The organism is Streptomyces sp. NPDC001002 (genome assembly GCF_053599215.1).
Genome location: NZ_JBSFLV010000038.1, coordinates 47,912 through 66,874, shown reverse-complemented (window position 1 = coordinate 66,874; position 18,963 = coordinate 47,912). Strand labels below are relative to the sequence as shown.

Annotated in this window: 13 protein-coding genes; 11 read left to right on the top strand and 2 right to left on the bottom strand. The window is 70.1% G+C overall.

Annotated elements, in window-relative coordinates; all coding sequences use genetic code 11:
- Nucleotides 1–15: 15 nt before the first annotated feature.
- The 3 genes from cofD to ACWDR3_RS19280 all read left to right on the top strand — a co-directional run bounded on the left by cofD (nt 16) and on the right by ACWDR3_RS19280 (nt 3,709).
- Nucleotides 16–975, top strand: coding sequence for a 2-phospho-L-lactate transferase (gene cofD, locus ACWDR3_RS19290; protein WP_450353698.1), 960 nt, complete (start codon nt 16–18; stop codon nt 973–975).
- Nucleotides 976–1,262: 287 nt separating this feature from the next.
- Nucleotides 1,263–2,591: a coenzyme F420-0:L-glutamate ligase gene (locus ACWDR3_RS19285; RefSeq protein ID WP_450353697.1), complete on the top strand. Its 1,329-nt coding sequence runs from the start codon at nt 1,263–1,265 to the stop codon at nt 2,589–2,591.
- Nucleotides 2,592–2,680: 89 nt separating this feature from the next.
- On the top strand, nt 2,681–3,709 hold the full coding sequence (locus tag ACWDR3_RS19280) for a DNA-3-methyladenine glycosylase family protein (RefSeq protein WP_450353696.1): 1,029 nt from the start codon (nt 2,681–2,683) through the stop codon (nt 3,707–3,709).
- A gap of 305 nt (nt 3,710–4,014) precedes the next feature.
- Here the strand turns inward: ACWDR3_RS19280 and ACWDR3_RS19275 are convergent, their stop codons facing one another.
- Nucleotides 4,015–5,097, bottom strand: a complete 1,083-nt coding sequence (locus tag ACWDR3_RS19275; protein ID WP_450353695.1) for a sugar phosphate nucleotidyltransferase — start codon at nt 5,095–5,097, stop codon at nt 4,015–4,017.
- Between the two features lie 159 nt (nt 5,098–5,256).
- A complete protein-coding gene (locus tag ACWDR3_RS19270; RefSeq protein ID WP_450353694.1) occupies nt 5,257–6,633 on the bottom strand; it encodes a peptidoglycan recognition protein family protein in 1,377 nt (458 codons plus the stop codon).
- A 129-nt stretch (nt 6,634–6,762) separates the two neighbouring features.
- On the opposite strand from ACWDR3_RS19270, the gene ACWDR3_RS19265 reads away from it, so the two are divergent.
- From ACWDR3_RS19265 to ACWDR3_RS19230, 8 genes are all read left to right on the top strand, one after another.
- The gene (locus ACWDR3_RS19265) at nt 6,763–7,518 is read left to right on the top strand and encodes a TIGR03089 family protein (protein WP_450353693.1); all 756 of its coding nucleotides are present in this window, start codon (nt 6,763–6,765) and stop codon (nt 7,516–7,518) included.
- 209 nt (nt 7,519–7,727) lie between these two features.
- Nucleotides 7,728–9,035: an LCP family protein gene (locus tag ACWDR3_RS19260; RefSeq protein ID WP_450353692.1), complete on the top strand. Its 1,308-nt coding sequence runs from the start codon at nt 7,728–7,730 to the stop codon at nt 9,033–9,035.
- 228 nt (nt 9,036–9,263) lie between these two features.
- Complete coding sequence (locus tag ACWDR3_RS19255; RefSeq protein ID WP_450353691.1) at nt 9,264–11,006, top strand: LCP family protein; 1,743 nt, start codon at nt 9,264–9,266, stop codon at nt 11,004–11,006.
- Nucleotides 11,007–11,131: 125 nt separating this feature from the next.
- Nucleotides 11,132–12,778 (top strand): LCP family protein, encoded by a 1,647-nt coding sequence (locus tag ACWDR3_RS19250; RefSeq protein WP_450353690.1) that lies wholly within the window; start codon nt 11,132–11,134, stop codon nt 12,776–12,778.
- 134 nt (nt 12,779–12,912) lie between these two features.
- Entirely contained in the window at nt 12,913–14,610 is a 1,698-nt protein-coding gene (locus tag ACWDR3_RS19245; RefSeq protein WP_450353689.1) for an LCP family glycopolymer transferase, read from the top strand.
- 120 nt (nt 14,611–14,730) lie between these two features.
- Nucleotides 14,731–16,308, top strand: coding sequence for an LCP family protein (locus tag ACWDR3_RS19240; RefSeq protein WP_450353708.1), 1,578 nt, complete (start codon nt 14,731–14,733; stop codon nt 16,306–16,308).
- Between the two features lie 161 nt (nt 16,309–16,469).
- Nucleotides 16,470–17,990: an LCP family protein gene (locus ACWDR3_RS19235; protein WP_450353707.1), complete on the top strand. Its 1,521-nt coding sequence runs from the start codon at nt 16,470–16,472 to the stop codon at nt 17,988–17,990.
- A gap of 28 nt (nt 17,991–18,018) precedes the next feature.
- Nucleotides 18,019–18,957, top strand: a complete 939-nt coding sequence (locus tag ACWDR3_RS19230; protein ID WP_450353688.1) for a squalene/phytoene synthase family protein — start codon at nt 18,019–18,021, stop codon at nt 18,955–18,957.
- Nucleotides 18,958–18,963 lie beyond the last annotated feature (6 nt).

Here is an 18,963-nt window from a genome sequence, read left to right as displayed (position 1 = left end):
TGCAAGACTTGGCCCATGCGCATTGTGGTTCTGGCAGGCGGCATCGGCGGTGCCCGGTTCCTGCGCGGTCTCAAGCAGGCCGTGCCGGACGCGGACATCACCGTCATCGGCAACACCGGGGACGACATCCACCTCTTCGGGCTGAAGGTCTGCCCGGACCTCGACACGGTGATGTACACGCTCGGCGGCGGTATCAACGAGGAGCAGGGCTGGGGGCGGGCCGAGGAGACCTTCCATCTCAAGGAGGAGCTCGCGGCGTACGGTGTGGGGCCCGAGTGGTTCGGGCTCGGCGACCGGGACTTCGCCACGCACATCGTGCGGACCCAGATGCTCGGGGCGGGCTTTCCGCTGAGCGCCGTGACGGAGGCGCTGTGCGACCGGTGGCAGCCGGGCGTACGGCTGATCCCGATGACCGACGACCGGGTCGAGACGCATGTGGCCGTGGAGGTCGACGGCGAGCGCAAGGCCGTGCACTTCCAGGAGTACTGGGTACGGCTGCGGGCCTCCGTCCCCGCCGAGGCGGTCGTGGCCGTCGGCGCGGAGCTGTCGAAGCCGGCGCCGGGTGTCCTGGAGGCGATCGCCGAGGCGGACGTCATCCTCTTCCCGCCGTCCAACCCGGTCGTCTCCGTCGGCACGATCCTCGCCGTGCCCGGCATCCGCGAGGCGATCGCCGACGCGGGCGTGCCGGTGGTCGGCCTCTCCCCCATCGTCGGCGACGCGCCCGTGCGCGGCATGGCCGACAAGGTCCTCGCGGCGGTCGGCGTTGAGTCCACGGCCGCGGCGGTGGCCGAGCACTACGGCTCGGGCCTGCTCGACGGCTGGCTCGTCGACACGGTGGACGCGGATGCGGTGGACCGTGTCGAGTCGGCCGGGATCCGGTGCCGGGCGGTGCCGCTGATGATGACGGACCTCGACACGACGACGGAGATGGCCCGGGAGGCGCTGGCGTTGGCGGAGGAGGTGCGGGGGGCTTGAGCGGGGCGGATGCGGTGAGCGGGACGGGTCCTGCGCGGGGCGCGGATTCGGGGAGTGGTGGTGGCGGTGGCGCGGGTGCTGCGGGCGCGGTGGATCCGGCGGGCAGCCCGGGTGGGGTGAGCAGCGCGGACGCGGTAAGCCGCCCGGGTGATGTGGGTGCCGCGGGAAGCGGTGCGGGTGTTGTGGGTGGCGCGGACGTGGGGAGCGGTGCGGGTGTTGTGGGTGGTGGCTCGGGAGGCGGTGCGGATGCCGTCATCGACGCGGGGGCGGCCGGCGGGACGGGTCCTGTGAGTGACGTCGATGCGGTTGGCGCCGCTGGCGGTTTTCGGGTGTGGGCCGTGCCCGGGCTGCCTGAGGTTCAACGGGGGGACGATCTTGGGAAGTTGATTGCCGGGGCCGAGCCCGGGCTGGTCGACGGGGACGTGTTGCTCGTCACCTCGAAGGTGGTGTCCAAGGCGGAGGGGCGGGTCGTCGAGGCGGAGGACCGGGAGGCCGCGATCGATGCCGAGACCGTGCGGGTCGTGGCCCGGCGCGGGGCGCTGAGGATCGTGGAGAACCGGCAGGGGCTCGTCATGGCCGCCGCCGGGGTCGACGCCTCCAACACCCCTGCCGGGACGGTGCTGTTGCTGCCCGAGGACCCGGACGCGTCCGCGCGGGCCATCCGGGACGGCCTTCGGGACGCCCTCGGCGTCAACGTGGGCGTCCTGGTGACCGACACCTTCGGGCGACCCTGGCGCTCCGGGCTCACGGACGTCGCGATCGGCGCCGCCGGAGTGCGCGTACTGGACGATCTGCGCGGTGGCACGGACACGCACGGCAATCCGCTCAGCGCGACGGTCGTGGCGACGGCTGACGAACTCGCCGCGGCCGGCGACCTGGTCAAGGGCAAGGCCGCCGGGCTGCCCGTCGCCGTCGTGCGCGGGCTGGCGCACGTGGTGACCGACCGGCACGAGGACGAGGAGGGGGCGCGGGCCATGGTGCGGGACGCGCACGACGACATGTTCCGGCTGGGCACGTCCGAGGCGGTACGGGAGGCGGTGACCCGGCGCCGTACCGTACGGGCCTTCACCGACGAGGCCGTCGACGGCGGGGCGGTACGGCGGGCGGTGGCCGCGGCGGTGACCGCACCGGCGCCGCATCACACGACGCCGTGGCGGTTCGTGCTGCTGGAGTCGGCGGAGTCGCGGACGCGGTTGCTCGACGCGATGCGGGATGCCTGGATCGGCGATCTGCGGCGGGACGGGAAGTCGGAGGAGTCCATCGCCAAGCGGGTCCGGCGAGGGGATGTGCTGCGGAACGCGCCGTATCTGGTGGTGCCCTGTCTGGTGATGGACGGGTCGCACGACTACGGGGACGCGCGGCGGGACGGGGCCGAGCGGGAGATGTTCGTGGTCGCGGTGGGGGCGGGGGTGCAGAACTTCCTGGTCGCGTTGGCCGGGGAGCGGCTCGGGTCGGCGTGGGTCTCCTCGACGATGTTCTGTCGGGATGTGGTGCGTGAGGTGCTGGGGCTGCCGGAGGGGTGGGATCCGATGGGGGCGGTGGCGGTCGGGCATGCGGCGGAGGAACCGCGGGCTCGGGCGGAGCGGGATGCGGGGGCGTTCGTCGAGGTGCGGTGAGGTGTTCGTTTCGCCGGTGGTTCGTCGTACGAGCGCCTAGGCTCTGGCTTTCCGACTCCCGCTTTCCCGGACTTCACAGGACTTCATTCGTGGCAGGACGTTTCGCTCCGCGAGCCACCCGTACGACCGTGCGGGGTGGGCATGTCGTCGTGCCGTCCGGCGGGTCCGGAGGGTCCGGCGTTCCTCGGCAGGTCGAGGAGTCGGGGCTCGTGCGGACCTGGGTGCCTGGGTGGCCCGTCGATCTCGGGCTCGTGCTCGGGCCGTTGCGGCGGGGGCCGGGGGATCCGACGTTTCGGGCGATGCCCGACGGGTCCGTGTGGCGGGCCAGTCTTACGCCGCGTGGGCCGGGGACCCTGCGGGTCTCCGTGCGAGGCGATGAGGTGCGGGGGGAGGCCTGGGGGCCGGGGGGTGCGTGGTTGCTCGATCGGTTGCCCGAGTTGCTCGGGGCCGCGGACGAGCCCGAGGCGTTCGTGCCGCGGCATCGGGTGGTTGCGGTTGCTCGGCATCGGCGGCCGGGGTTGCGGTTGACGCGGACCGGGTTGGTGCTGGAGTCGTTGATTCCGTCGGTGTTGGAGCAGAAGGTCACGACCGATGAGGCGTATCGGGCGTGGCGGTTGCTGGTGCGGAAGTTCGGGGAGCCGGCGCCGGGGCCCGCGGCTGTGGTGCGGGGGCGGTTGTGGGTGATGCCGGGGGCTCGGGCGTGGGCGTTGATTCCGTCGTGGGAGTGGCATCGGGCCGGGGTGGACGACAAGCGGGCGTCGACGATTCTGCGGGCGGTTCGGGTGGCTCGGCGGTTGGAGGAGGCGGTGGTGATGTCTCCGGAGGGGGCGCGGGAGCGGTTGGAGGTGGTGCCGGGGGTGGGGCCGTGGACTTCGGCGGAGGTGGTGCAGCGGAGTCATGGGGCGGCGGATGCGGTGACTGTGGGGGATCTGCATCTGCCGGGGATCGTGGGGTGGGTGTTGGCGGGGGATCGGGATGCGGATGACTCCGTCATGTTGGAGTTGTTGGAGCCGTATGCGGGGCAGCGGCATCGGGCGGCTCGGTTGATTTTGTTGAGTGGGCGGGGGCCGGCTCGGCGGGCGCCGCGGATGCCTGTCGGGGACATTGGGCGGCTTTGAGGCGTACGGCTGTGTATTGACGGGCGTTTTTCGCCCCCGCCGCCCCTACCCGTCCCATCCCCAGGGGCGCTGCCCCTTCGACCCCACTGGGGGCTGCGCCCCCAGACCCCCGCTACGGCCCTGAACGGCCTCGTCCTCAAACGCCGGACGGGCTGAAAGATACGGACCGGCGTCCAAGAGTCCCCGGTGTCGGACTCGCTCGAAGACAAAGACGCGGACCGGCATCCAGCGCGCCGCGTGCAACGCAGCTCCGCCGGATGCCGGTCCCGAAAACGACCGTCCCTCCCCCGGAGGGAACCGTCCCCCTACTGATCCGAAGAGAACCTCACCGAGCCCGCCGGGATTCTCGCGTCGCACCACACCCTGACGCCGTCTCGGAGTTCGTTGTCGGCGCCGATGATCGCGCCGTCGCCGATGACCGTGCCGGTGAGGATGGAGCGTTCGCCGACTCGGGCTCGGGTGCCGATGAGGCTGTCGGTGATTACGGCGCCTGGTTCGATCACCGCGCCGGGGAGGATCGTCGAGCCGAAGACCCTCGCGCCCTCCGCCACGAAGGCTCCTTCTCCCACCACCGTGCCGCCCGTCAGTTTCGCGTCCGGGGCCACTCTTGCCGTGGGGAGGACCAGGCGGTCTCCGCAGCGGCCCGGGATCGCCGGGGACGGGGCGTGGCCCAGGACCAGGTCGGCGGAGCCGCGGACGAAGGCGGCGGGGGTGCCCAGGTCGAGCCAGTACGTGGAGTCGACCATGCCCTGGAGGTGGGCTCCCGCGGAGAGGAGATCCGGGAAGGTTTCGCGCTCCACTGACACCGGGCGGCCTGCCGGGATCGTGTCGATGATCGAGCGGCGGAAGACGTACGCCCCCGCGTTGATCTGGTCGGTGACGATCTCCTCGGGGGTTTGGGGCTTCTCCAGGAAGGCCAGTACTCGGCCCGTTTCGTCCGTCGGGACCAGGCCGTACGCCCTCGGGTCCGTCACCTTCGTGAGGTGGAGGGACACGTCCGCGCCCGTCTCCTCGTGGGTGTGGACCAGGCGCCGGATGTCCAGACCCGTCAGGATGTCGCCGTTGAAGATCAGGACCGGGTCGTCCGGGCCCGAGTGGAGACGCGAGGCCACGTTGCGGATCGCGCCGCCCGTGCCCAGGGGTTCCTCCTCCGTGACGTACTCGATGTGCAGGCCCAAGGACGAGCCGTCGCCGAAGTACGGTTCGAAGACCTCCGCGAGGTAGGACGTGGCCAGGACGATGTGCTCGACCCCCGCCGCTCTCGCTCTCGCCAACTGATGCGTGAGGAAGGGGACACCCGCCGCCCGGACCATGGGCTTCGGCGTGTGCACCGTGAGCGGGCGGAGCCGCGTGCCCTTGCCGCCGACCAGGAGAATCGCTTCTGTCACCTGTCGTCTCTGCTTCCTGCCGGGACCGGCCGAACTGACTTTCGGCCGGCCAGTGTATGCAGAACGTTGTTCGGCGCCTTCGACGGTCGTGCGGCATCCCGCGAGTCCACCCATGCCCCCCGACGGCGGTGAATGCGGCCCCCGGGTCCCGTCCGCCGGTCAGCGGCCCTGGAAGCGGGCGGCAGTCGTGCGGGTCGTGCCGAGCTTGCGGTAGAGCTGCAGGCCCGGGCAGTCCGTGGCGAAGCCGTCACGGTGACCGGAGATCACATTCAGTCGTACGTTCTTTCCTTTTCGGTAGAGATTGCCACCCCCGGACTTCAAATATGTCTTTCCCTTCGGATTGCCGCCCCAGATCCCGAGCTTCCAGGCCGTGAGGCGGGCGATCGCGTTCACCGCGGCGGCGGGCGGCTTGGCCGAGCCGAAGCTGCCGAGGACCGCGATCCCCATGCTCTTGGTGTTGAACCCGAGGGTGTGCGCGCCCAGCACCGGCTTCGCCACTCCCCCGGCCCGGCCCTCGTAGATGGTTCCGCACTTGTCGACGAGGAAGTTGTAGCCGATGTCGCGCCAGCCCATGCTCTTGACGTGGTAGCGGTAGATACCACGGATGACGGAGGCCGCCTGCGAACACTTGTACCCGTTGCCGGTGTCCGTGTGGTGGACGAAGGCCGCCTTGACCTTCCTCGTGTAGACGAACTTCTTCTCGCGCAGCTTCTCGTCCGCGCCCCAGCCGCGCCGGGTGACGATGCGCGGACGGGGGCCGATGTACGGCTTCACGCGCTGACTCCGCGTCAATTCGCTGCCGTAGAGGGCTTGTACTTCCTGTTCGGTGGCCCGCAGGTCCAGCGCCGGGAGCTCGGTGGCGGCCTGGGAGTCGGTCGATTCGGGCGTCCCGGTTCCGGTCCTGAGAGACCTCGCCCGCGTCACCGGCTCCGGCCCGGCCGACTCCGCCGGCTCTCCGGGGTCCACCAGTTCGAGGCGCAGGCCCGTCGGGAGTCCGGTCGCGGACGTCAGTGTGCGGGTGCCGCGGGCCGTGTCCTCCGTACGGCTGGCGCTCTCGGCGCGTACGCGGACCTCCACTCCGTCGGAGTCGCCCACCCACAGCGGGGGCGTGGAGCCGTGCACGCGGCCCGAGGCGCGCTCGGCGGAGTCGGGGTCGGGCGCGTCGTCGCTGTGGGTCCCGAGGCTCTGCCAGTCCGACCAGGTGCCGGAGCCGGTGGCCCGGGTGCGGACCTGGACGCTGCCGTGCAGGGCGGTGTCCGGGTCGTCCCAGATGACGCCGACCATCGAGAAGTGGCGTACGTCCCGGCGGGCCAGGCCCTGTTCCGGGGCGGCGGCGCCGAGGACCCGGGCGCGGGCGAGGGGGGCGAGGGGCAGGGACTGGGTGCCGCCGGACAGGCCGGCCGAGCGGTCCGCCGGCATGGACGCCGTGCGGCTCGACGCCGGGCTCGCCGCGGCGGCGGCTGCCGGCGGGGTCAGCGGAAGGGCGAGGGCGGCCGCACAGGCGACGCCGACCGAGGAAGCAAGGAATCCACGCATGCATCAGATGTTGGACATAGTCATATATATCTGTCCATCTGGGAACTGACGGACCGTCGGCTCCCGCTGCGCCGAACCGGTGGCCCCGCACCCGGCCGCGCCCCCTGTCTCCCGCGTACCCTTGCGCGGGTGAACGCCACCGACCGCACCCCTGCCGACCTGCTGCGTTCCGCGCTCGCCGCGGACCCGGGACGCCCCCTGGTGACCTTCTACGACGACGCCACGGGCGAGCGCGTGGAATTGTCCGTGGCCACCTTCGCCAATTGGGTGGCCAAGACCGCGAACCTCCTCCAGAACGACCTCGCCGCCGCGCCCGGCGACCGGGTCGCGCTGCTGCTGCCCGCGCACTGGCAGACGGCGGTCTGGCTGCTGGCGTGCGCGTCGGTGGGCGTGGTCGCGGACGTGGGCGGGGACGCGGCGGCGGCCGACGTGGTCGTGAGCGGGCCCGACTCGCTGGACGCGGCGCGCGCGTGCCGCGGCGAACGGGTCGCCCTCGCGCTGCGGCCGCTGGGCGGGCGGTTCCCGCAGGCCCCGGAGGGCTTCGCCGACTACGCCGTCGAGGTGCCGAGCCAAGGGGACCGGTTCGCGCCGTTCTCCCCGGTCGACCCGGAGGAGCCCGCGCTGATCGTGGCCGGGCGGGGCTTCAGCGGGGCCGAGGTCGTCGAGCGGGCGCGGGAGGAGGCGGGGGCGCTCGGGCTGACCGGGCCGGGGTCTCGGATCCTGTCGGGGCTCTCGTACGACACCTGGGAGGGGCTCAACGCCGGGTTGTACGGGCCGCTCGCCACCGGCGGGTCCGTGGTGCTGTGCCGGAATCTGGACCAGTTGGGCGAGGACGCCCTGGCCAAGCGGATCGAGAGCGAGCACGTTACTGCTTCGCGCTACTGAAGGGATCGGTGCGGCTGGTTCGGCGAGTGCGGGCCCGTCGTGGCTTGTCGCGCCCACGCGGCGGAGCCGCACATCGACACAGCCCCGCGCCCCTTAGGGCATGCAGTCACCCGATCGGATCAGCACCGCCCACCCCTGGTGCCCTCCACGCGTCATGGTCGTAGAAGCAGCCGACACCGCATGCTCGTACGCCATGAGGGGGATCCGCCGTGACCGACAGCGCAGGCACCCTCGGGCCCGGCGCCGGGTCGTCGGCGAGCGGTAGGGGGCTCATACGGCGGCGTCGGCGGAAGTGGGTCAAGTACGGAGGGCTCGGGGTCGCCCTGCTGGTGGTCGTGGCCGCCGGTGGCGGGTGGGTGCTCTACGCGAAGCTCGACGGGAACATCACGCCGGACGACGCGGCGGCGGCCGAGCTGGCGCGGTACGAGAAGGAGCGGCCGACCTCGCTCGTCAAGGACGCGCAGAACATTCTGCTGATCGGGTCGGACTCGCGGTCGGGGGACGGGAACGCGCGCTACGGACGGGACTCGGGGACCGAGCGGTCGGACACGACGATCCTGCTGCATCTGGCCGCCGGGCGGCGCGCGGCCACCGCCGTCTCGTTGCCGCGGGACCTGATGGTGGACGTGCCGGCCTGTCTGCGGCCGGACGGGACCCGGACCGAGCCGATGTTCGCGATGTTCAACTACGCGTTCCAGACGGGCGGTTCGGCCTGCACGATCCGGACCGTCGAGAAGCTGACGAACGTGCGGATCGACCATCACATGGTCGTCGACTTCCACGGCTTCAAGGAGATGGTCGACGCGGTGGACGGGGTGGAGATCTGTCTGCGCCGGCCCATTCACGACAAGGCCGCCAAGCTGAACCTGCGCGCGGGCAAGGTGACGCTCGACGGGGAGCAGGCGCTCGGCTATGTGCGGGCCCGCAAGTCGCTGGGCAACGGCAGTGACACCGACCGGATGGACCGTCAGCAGCGGTTCCTCGGTGCGCTGGTCAACAAGGTGCGCGGCAATGACGTACTGCTGAATCCGGTGAAGCTCTATCCCGTGCTGGACGCGGCGACTTCGTCGCTGACGACCGATCCGGATCTGGCGAGTCTGCGCGGGTTGTACGAACTCGTGCGCGGGGTACGCGACATCCCCACGGAACGTGTGCAATTCCTTACCGTGCCGCGGGAGTCGTACGTCTACAACGCCAATCGTGACCAGCTCGTGGAACCCGAGGCCGAGAAACTGTTCGAACGACTGCGCACGGACGCGCCGCTCGCGGTGGCCAAGGAAATTCCGCGGGATTCCGCCGCAAAGAGCCGCAATTCGACGGCCGACGGCGAGGAGAACTCGTACGGGGATGGGGAAGAATCTTCGTACGAGGGGTCGTACGAAGACGCGTATGACTACGGGCCGTACGGAGATGACGACTCAAAGGCAGGTGGAAAGCGGCCCGACGAGCCCATGGTGGGTGTTTCTCCCGGGCCGACGTTCCGCGGCAACACCGCTGACGAAGACTTGTGCGGGTAAAGCGCTCACCAAATCGGCGCACTAATGTCCGAGAAAATGGGCGAATTGACCGGTTGCTCGGACGTGCAATTCGTCACCGCGGTCCCCCGGCACTGAACAGGGCGGATAGTGTGAGCGATCCGGTGCGTTCGGCCGCGAGGTGCTTCCTGGCGACGTGCACTGTGTGACCGACGAGCGTCTTGTAGGGGGAAGACGCTTGCGTGGCCCCGACGGAGGATTCGGACAACCGTGGACGCGCAAAGCCGTGGGCGGGCGGACGACATCGACCCCGCAGACCAGTGGGTACTCAACCCGAACACCGGTGAATACGAACTGCGACTGACCCCTTCCGCACCGCAATCAGGTGTGCCGGGACCGCGCAGATCCGCCTCGCCGGGCGCGGTTCGTACGGCGGCGCCCGGGAGGGCGGCCGGACGGGCGGCACCGCAGGCTCCCGAGCGGGAGGTCCCGCCCTCGCGGCGGCGGCGCGGGGCGCCCGAGGAGCCGTTGCCGGGACGGCGCGGCCGGCGGCCGGTGAAGAAGAAGTCGAAGGCCAAGAAGGTCCTGTTGTGGACCGGCGGCATCATGGCGTTCGTGCTCGTGGGCACGGCGAGCGCCGCCTATCTCTACATCGAGCACCTCAACGACAACATCACGGCCGTCTCCGACGACGGCGCGAGCACCGGTGGCTTCAACAAGGACAAGGCGATCAACATCCTGTTGATCGGCACCGACAAGCGCACCGGCGCGGGCAACACGAAGTACGGCGACGCCGGCAGCGTCGGTCACGCCGACACCACGATCCTGCTGCACGTCTCCAAGGACCGCTCCAACGCGACCGCGTTGAGCATCCCGCGCGACCTGATCACCGACATCCCGGACTGCCCGACCAGCCAGGACGACGGCTCCTCCAAGGTCATCCCGGGCTCGACCGACGTCCGCTTCAACACCAGCCTGGGACAGGACGAGCGCACGCCCAGCTGCACCATGCGGACCGTCACCGAGCTGACCGGGATCACCCCGGACAACTTCATGGTGGCCGACTTCAACGCGGTGAAGACGCTGACCGACGCGGTCGGCGGGGTCGAGGTCTGTCTGGCCAAGGACATCGACGACCCGGACTCGCATCTGAAGCTGTCCAAGGGCACGCACAACATCTCCGGCGAGCAGGCGCTGGCCTTCGTGCGCACCCGGCACTCGGTGGGCTTCGGCGGTGACCTGAGCCGGATCACGCTCCAACAGCAGTTCCTGAGCGCGCTGATGAGGAAGCTGAAGTCCAACTCGACGCTCACCAACCCGACGAAGATGCTGAAGCTGGCGGAGACCGGCACCAAGGCGCTGACCGTCGACTCCAAGCTCGACAGCATCGGCAAGCTGAAGGACCTCGGTCTGGAGCTGGGCAAGCTCAACCCGAAGAACCTGACCTTCACCACGGTCCCGGTGGTCGACAACCCGGCGGAGAAGGTCGCGGCGACCGTCGTCCTCAACGACACGACGGCTCCGCAGGTCTTCGACATGATCAAGAACGATGTGTCGTTCACCGCGGTCAAGCAGCAGCAGAAGAAGGAAGCCGCCGCCGTGGCCGCCCGGTTGAAGGGCACCAAGTCCGCCGCCGCGGACGTCCGGGTGCGGATCCTCAACGGCGGTGCGGCGGCCGGCAGCGCGCAGGCGGAGCTGAACTACCTGCAGAACGACGAGGGTGTGCTGAAGTCCGAGAACGCGGGCAACGCGGACGCGGCGCTGGCGAAGACCACCCTCGAATACGCCCCCGACCAGGCCGATCAGGCCCGCCGCCTGGCCGACATCATGGGCCTGTCCGGCTCGGCGCTGAAGCCGGGCAAGAGTGTGACCAACTCCCAGGGCCTGCCGACCATGACGCTCACCCTCGGCAAGGACTTCAAGGGCGCCGGAGTCAAGATCAACGCTTCTTCCGGGTCGACTCCCGCCGGGGTGCAGAAGTCCACCGCGGACAAGGTCGAGTGCGCCAAGTAATCCGCAAGGGTTCGAAGCGATCCTGAAGGGCCTGCCGTGCATCTCACTAGATGCACGGCAGGCCTGTTCGCTTCCACTGAGGATTTTTCGGCTTCTTTCGGGCGTAGGGGTGGGGAGACAGAGGGATGACGCAGAGCAGTGTGCGCGGGGAAGGGACGTTCGACGACGTCCGGCACGCTCCTGATCCGGACGGCGGCGGCACCGAGGGTCCCGCCGAACCGGAGGGGTCCGGCCGCCGCAGACAGCCGCCCAAACGCGGGCACCGGGTGCTGCGTTGGTCGGCGCTGACCCTGTCGGTGCTGATACTCGGGACGGCCGGCGCCGGATACCTCTACTACGAGCACCTGAACGGCAACATCGAGAAGGGCCAGCGCAGCAGCGGCGACTCGAAGGCGCGGAAGACCGGTCCGAACGCGGACGGGCAGACGCCGATGAACATCCTGCTGATCGGCTCCGACAGCCGTAACTCCGCGGAGAACCTCAAGCTCGGCGGCTCCAAGAACGACGTCGGCAGCCCGCCGCGCGGCGATGTGCAGATGCTCATCCACCTCTCCGCGGACCGCAGGAGCGCCGCGATGGTCAGCATCCCGCGGGACACCCGGGTGGACATCCCCAAGTGCACGGATCCCGACACCGGCACGAAGTACCCGGCGACCAACACCATCATCAACGAGTCGCTGGCCCGCGGCGGCGCCGGCTGCACGCTGGCCACCTGGGAGAACCTCACCGGGGTCTACATCGACCACTGGATGACGATCGACTTCGCCGGCGTGGTGCGGATGGCGGACGCGATCGGCGGCGTCGACGTCTGTGTGCGGCAGAACGTGTGGGACCACCCGACGGCCGCCGTGCCCGGCGGTTCGGGGCTGAAGCTGACGGCCGGCACGCACAAGGTCAAGGGCGAGAAGGCGCTGCAGTGGCTGCGCACCCGGCACGCCTGGGGCAGCGACCTGATGCGGGCCAGGGCCCAGCACATGTACCTCAACTCGATGATGCGCACGCTGACGAAGCAGAACGTCTTCACCGACACCGGGCGGCTGACGGGCCTGGCGGAGGCGGCCACCAAGTCGCTGACGGTCTCCGAGGAGATCGGCACCGTCAAGAAGCTGTACGACCTGGGCATGCAGCTCAAGTCGGTGCCGTCCGACCGGATCACGTCGCTGACGATGCCGAACGTCGCGGACGCCGAGAACAGCGACCATGTGGTGCCGGACGCCGCCAACGCCGACAAGCTGTGGCAGATGCTCCGCGACGACGTGCCGCTCGACAAGAACGGCAAGGCATCGGACGGCAAGGCGTCCGACGCCAAGAAGAAGAGCAAGGGCACGAGTACGGCCACCGAGGCGCCCTCGGTCGACGCGAGCGCGCTCGGCGTGCTGGTGCAGAACGCCACCAGCAGCTCCAATGAGGCGCCGGTCTCCGGGCGGGCGCGCGCGATCGCCCAGGTGCTCACGGGCAAGGGCTTCACCAGGGCCGCCGCGGACACCACGGCGGCGCTCTCGGAGGAGAAGACGGTGGTGCGCTACCCGAGCGCCGACATGAAGGGTGACGCCCAGTCGGTCGCCAAGTCCCTCGGGATTCCGCTGAGTTCGGTGAAGAAGTCGACCGATGTGTCAGGAGTCACGGTCGTGGTGGGCGCCGACTGGCGGGAGGGCACGGCGTATCCGAAGCAGTCCGCGCCGCAGGCCGGTGACCTGCCCGACAACGCCGACGCCATCAACGGCTCGGACAAGGGCCAGTGCATGGATGTGTACGCGCCCTATCGCTGGTAGCGGATCCGCGTTCGAGATTGAGAGGGAATGACCACTTGTAGGGGGGCGCGTTTCCTCAGGGGCGACACCTGAGGCGGAACTGTGCGGTTAGTGTGGGCGATCCAGCGCCGCGCCTGACGGAGGACTCATACACCGTGGACGTGCAAGGCCGTGGCCGTGCGGACGGCATCGACCCCGCAGACCAGTGGGTGCTCAACCCGAACACGGGAGAGTACGAGCTGCGTCTGACGCCGTCCACGCCCGAGGCGGCGGTCCCGGGCCCTCGCAGAGCGGCCCCCCGGGACCCCGCACCCCGTGACACCGCACCGCAGGGCACCGGCCGTACGCCGTCCCCCGGGGCGAGCGCGGGCCGGCGCGGCCGTCGCCCGGTGCCGAAGAAGCCGAAGGCGTCCCGGGCCAAGAAGGTCCTGCTGTGGACCGGCGGCACCATGGCGTTCGTCCTGGTCGCCACCGCCGGCGGTGCCTACTTCTATCTGAAGCACCTCGAAGGCAATGTGGCGACGACCGACATCGGCGACGCGGGCAAGAGCGGCTTCAGCAAGGACGAGGCCTTCAACATCCTGATCATCGGCACCGACAAGCGCACCGGTGACGGCAACGAGGGCTACGGCGACCAGGGCAGCGTCGGCCACGCCGACACGAACATCCTGCTGCACGTCTCCAAGGACCGTACGAACGCGACCGCGATGAGCATCCCGCGCGACCTGATCGTCGACATCCCCGACTGCCCGACCAAGCAGGCCGACGGCACCGAGACCGTCGTCCCGGGGCAGCAGGCCGTGCGCTTCAACCGGAGCCTGGGCGAGAGCGGCCGGGACCCCGGCTGCACCATGCGCACGGTGAAGGAGACCACCGGCATCTCGGTCGACCACTTCATGATGGCCGACTTCAACGCGGTCAAGACGCTGACGACCGCGGTGGACGGCGTCACGGTCTGCCTTGAACACGCCGTCAAGGACAAGCAGTCCAAGCTCGACCTGCCCGCGGGCGAGTCCAAGGTGGAGGGCGAGCAGGCCCTCGCCTTCGTGCGCACCCGGCACAGCTTCGGCAACCAGGGCGACCTCGACCGCATCAAGGTGCAGCAGCAGTTCCTCGGTTCGCTGATGCGCAAGATGTCCTCCGGTGACACCCTCACCAGCCCCACCAAGCTGCTGAAGCTGGCCGAGGCCGCCACCAAGGCGCTCACCGTGGACAGCGCCATCGGCAAGGTCGGCACGCTCAAGGACATGGCCCTGGAGCTGAAGAAGGTGCCGACGAAGAACATCTCCTTCACCACGGTGCCGGTGCGGGACAACCCGGCCGAGGTGGTCAGGGCGACGGTCGTCGTCGACCAGTCGACCGGGCCGCAGCTCTTCGACATGATCCAGAACGACGTCTCGCTCACCGCGGTCAAGCAGCAGAAGAAGAAGGAAGCCGCCGCCGTGGCCGCCCGGTTGAAGGGCACCAAGTCCGCCGCCGCGGACGTCCGGGTGCGGATCCTCAACGGCGGTGCGGTCGGCGGCAGTGCGCAGGCCGAGCTGAACTACCTCCAGAACGACGAGGGCGTGGAGAAGTCCGAGAACGCCGGCAACGCGGATGCCGAACTGGCGAAGACCACCCTCGAATACGCCCCCGCCCAGGCCGACCAGGCCCGCCGCCTTGCCGACATCCTCGGTCTGTCCGGCTCCGCCATGAAGCCCGGCGAGAGTGTGACCAACTCCCAGGGCCTGCCCGCCATGACGCTCACCCTCGGCAAGGACTTCAAGGGCGCCGGGATCAAGCTCAACTCCTCCGCCGCGGCGAGCGTCGACGTCGACAAGTCCACGGCCGACAAGGTCCAGTGCGCCGGCTGACGGGTCCGTGCGCCGGTTAACAGGGCGGTAACGCCGATCAGGGCAACCTCACGGGCCCTTCGTATGTCTCCAGAACGTACGGGGGGCCGGTGGGAGGACGGGTAAGTGACGCAGGGGACTGTGCGGGAGACCGAGTCTGCCGCCACGGGGGACGACGCCGGTGACGGCACCGGCGCGGCCGAGGGCAACGGACGGCACGGCGGGGGCGGCCGGTCGGCGCGGAGATTCCGGCTGCTGAGATGGTTCGCGCTCACGCTCGCCGTGCTCATAGTCGGCACGGCCGGGGCCGGTTACCTCTACTACGAGCACCTGAACGGCAACATCAAGAAGGACGACCTCAACCTCGGCGACAACAAGGTCGCCGCGCCCACGCCGAACGCGGCCGGGCAGACCCCGCTGAACATCCTGATCATCGGCTCGGACGCGCGGGACACCAAGGAGAACCAGGAACTGGGCGGCGCCCGGGAGACCTTCGGCTCCACCCCGCTCGCCGACGTCCAGATGCTGGTCCACCTGTCCGCCGACCGGTCCAACATGTCGGTCGTCAGCATGCCCCGCGACACCCTCGTGAAGATCCCGAAGTGCACCGACCCCGACGACGGCGAGGTGTACCCGGCGAGCGACGGCCGGGTGATGACCAACCAGAGCCTCGGGCGCGGCGGTCCGGGCTGCACGGTGGCCACCTGGGAGAAGCTGACCGGCGTGCACATCGACCACTTCATGATGGTCGACTTCTCGGGCGTGGTCTCCATGGCCGACGCCATCGGCGGTGTCCCGGTCTGCGTGGACGCCAACATCTACTCCCGCGACAGCTCGGGCCACGGCTCCGGGCTGAAGCTGGAGGAGGGCACCACGTCCATCAAGGGCGAGCAGGCCCTGCAGTGGCTGCGCACGCGCTACGGCTTCGAGGACGGCAGCGACCTCGCCCGCGCCAAGGCCCAGCACATGTACATGAACTCGATGGTCCGCGAGCTGCGCGAGAACGCCACGCTCAGCAACCCGGGCAAGCTGCGCACCCTCGCCGAGAAGGCCACCGCGGCCCTCACGGTCGACCCGGGCCTGGACACCGTGAAGAAGCTCTACGACCTCAGCAACGAGCTGCGCAGGCCCGCGCCGAAGCGGATCACGATGACGACCATGCCGAATCGATACGTCGGTGCGCGCGTCGAGCCCACCGAGGACGCCGACCAGCTGTTCCGGCTGGTGCGCGAGGACATCGCGCTGGACGGCAAGGACAAGAAGAAGGCGACGGCGGCGCAGGAGGCCTCGGACGACCCGGCGGCCGCCCCCGGCACGATCGGCGTCCAGGTGCAGAACGGCACCCGCACCGACGCCCTCGGCGCGGCCTCCGGGCGGGCGGGCACGGTCGCCGGGCTGCTGGTGGAGAAGGGCTGGACGAAGGCCGGCGTCGATCAGGGCACGGTCCTCAGCGAGGCCCGCACGGTGGTCCGCTATCCGAGCGCCGACCTGGAGGGCGACGCCCAGGCGGTCGCCAAGTCCCTCGGGATTCCGCTGAGTTCGGTGAAGAAGTCGACGGACGTCTCCGGGGTCACGCTCGTCGTGGGCGCGGACTGGCGCGAGGGCAGCACGTACAAGGCGCCCAAGAAGAACGACAGGACGCCGAAGACGGCCGAGGCGCTCAACGGGGCGGACGAGGAGGCGTGCATGCACGTCAATCCCGGATTTACCTGGTCCTGAACCACAGGAGCCGCTCCTCCCCCTCAGGCCCCACAGCCAACTCCTAACTCCCTACAGAATGATGAGCCCGCTCGGTCGGCGGCCGTGAGGCGCAGGGGTGGGAGGGGCTGGAGTTGACGCAGCAGAGCGTGCGTACCGAGGTTCCCGCGGTCGAGGACACCATGTCCCTCAGACCACGGGGCGCAGGTCGGCGCAGACACCGCGGACGGCGGATCCTGCGCTGGACGGCGATCGTCACCGCGCTGGTGACCGTGGGGACGGCCGGGGCGGGTTACCTCTACTACCGGCACCTCAACGCCAACATCCAGAAGGACGCCCTCAACATCGGCGACGCCAAGGACCGGGCGGCCGAGTCGGAGGCGAACGCGGCCGGGCAGAAGCCGCTGAACATCCTGCTGATCGGCTCGGACGCGCGGGACTCCGCGGAGAACCAGAAGCTGGGCGGCGCGAAGGACACGTACAACACCGCGCCGCGCGCCGACGTCCAGATGCTGGTGCACGTCTCCGCCGACCGGACCAACATGTCGGTCGTCTCCATGCCCCGCGACACCCTGGTCGACATCCCCGAGTGCACCGACCCCGACACCGGCAAGGTGTACGCGGCGAGCACCTCGGCGATGACGAACACCACGCTGGAACGCGGCGGTCCGGGCTGCGCGGTGGCCACCTGGGAGAAGCTGACCGACATCCACATCGACCACTTCATGATGGTCGACTTCGCCGGCGTGGTCTCCATGGCGGACGCCATCGGCGGTGTCCCGGTCTGCGTGGACGCCAACATCTACTCCCACACCTCCTCGGGCCACGGCAGCGGCCTGAAGCTGGAGAAGGGCACCACGTCCGTCAAGGGCGAGCAGGCGCTCCAATGGCTGCGCACGCGCTACGGGTTCGAGGACGGCAGCGACATCGCGCGCACCAAGGCGCAGCACATGTACATGAACTCGATGGTCCGCCAGCTGCGCGCCAGTGCCACGCTCGACAACCCCAACAAGTTGCGGAAGTTGGCCGAGACGGCCACGAAGGCGCTGACGGTGGACGACGGGCTCGGCACCGTGGCGAAGCTCTACGACGTGTCCACGGAGCTGAAGAAGGTGCCCACCGCGCGCATCACGATGACGACGATGCCGTGGGTGTACTCGGCCGACGGCAACCGGGTGCTGCCCAAGGCCGGCGACGCCGAGAAGCTGTGGCGGCTGGTGCGCGAGGACATCGCCCTGGACGGCAAGGACAAGAAGAAGACCGGCACGGCGACCACGACGACGGACAAGGCCGCGGCGGACGACGAGATCGCCGTACAGGTGCAGAACGGTACGAAGTCCGACACGGAGTCGGCGGTGACGGGCCGGGCCGGCACGGTCGCCGAACTCCTCGTCTCCAAGGGCTTCGACAAGGCGGAGGCGGACTCCTCGGCACTGCTCAGCCAGGACGAGACGGTCGTCCGCTACCCGAGCGCCGGCCTCCAGGCCGACGCCCAGCGGGTCGCCAAGTCGCTCGGGATTCCGGTGAGTTCGGTGAAGAAGTCGACGGCCGTTTCCGGTGTCACACTGGTGGTCGGCGCGGACTGGCGTTCGGGGGCGAAGTACACCGCCGAGGACGACACCACACCGGCCTCGGCGAGCGCGCTCAACGGGGCGGACAGCAAGGCCTGTATGCACGTAGACCCGGACTACACCTGGTCCTGACAATCGAACGCAGCTCGACGGGAGAGCCGTGATCCGTTGGTCCACCGCCCAGACTCAGGCGGGAATCACCGATCCGCGTCTGCGCAGAACCTACGACGCCCAGCGCACGCAGGTACGAAGATTCGCGCGGCACGAGTACATCGCGACCCGGCTCCTGCTGCCGAGTCGCCTCCATCCGCCCGTGGTCGCCGCGGTGGCCTACATGCACGCGACGGACGAGCTGATCGACACCGGCGCGGTGCGCGACCGCCACGCGGCCCTGCGCGTCTGGGAGGCCGACACCGTGGCGGCCCTCGACGGCGACGAACCGCCCGGGAACGGCACCCTGTCGGCGCTCCGCGACACCGTGGACCGCCACCCGCACCTGGCCGCCCGGGTGCGGACCTTCCTCGACGGCGCGCCCGTGGAGGCCAGTTGGACCGGCTTCGACACGGAGGCCGACTTCCAGGCCTACGTGGACGGTTACGCGCTGCCCGCCCTGATGCTCACGGCGTCGCTGATCGCGCCCGATCCGGACGCGGGGGACGACGAGCCGTTCGTCGTGGGGTGCCGGGCCCTGATCGAGGGAATGCAGCGCACCGATTTCCTGGCCGACCTCTCGGAGGACGCCGGTTGGGGCCGGATCGGCATTCCGAAGGACGAACTGGCCCTGCACGGGCTGAAGTTCGGGGACCTGCTGAGCAAGTCGGAGGAGTGCGCACCCGCGTTGGAGGGCCTGGTCCAGGCGCAGGCCGACCGCGCCGAGGCCGCGCTCACGGAGGGCCGGGGCCTGCCCGACCTCGTCGCGCCCGAGTACCGCCCGTTCCTCGACGCCCTGATCACCGTCCAGGACCTCCGCCTCGCCGCCGTACGCCGCACGGGAGGGGAGCTCCTGCACCGCACGGCGGGCCCGTCGCCGACGGCCTCGCTGCGGGTCCTGGGCCGGCAGTACCGCCGCGCCCGGGCCGAGCGGCACGCGCGGCGGTAGCCCACC

What these genes read in the sequence shown, in the direction of transcription:
- cofD (WP_450353698.1), top strand. Translation starts at nt 16, where the DNA reads ATGCGCATTGTGGTTCTGGCAGGCGGCATCGGCGGTGCCCGGTTCCTG.
- ACWDR3_RS19235 (WP_450353707.1), top strand. Translation starts at nt 16,470, where the DNA reads ATGTCCCTCAGACCACGGGGCGCAGGTCGGCGCAGACACCGCGGACGG.
- ACWDR3_RS19270 (WP_450353694.1), bottom strand. Translation starts at nt 6,633, where the DNA reads ATGCGTGGATTCCTTGCTTCCTCGGTCGGCGTCGCCTGTGCGGCCGCC.
- ACWDR3_RS19250 (WP_450353690.1), top strand. Translation starts at nt 11,132, where the DNA reads ATGACGCAGAGCAGTGTGCGCGGGGAAGGGACGTTCGACGACGTCCGG.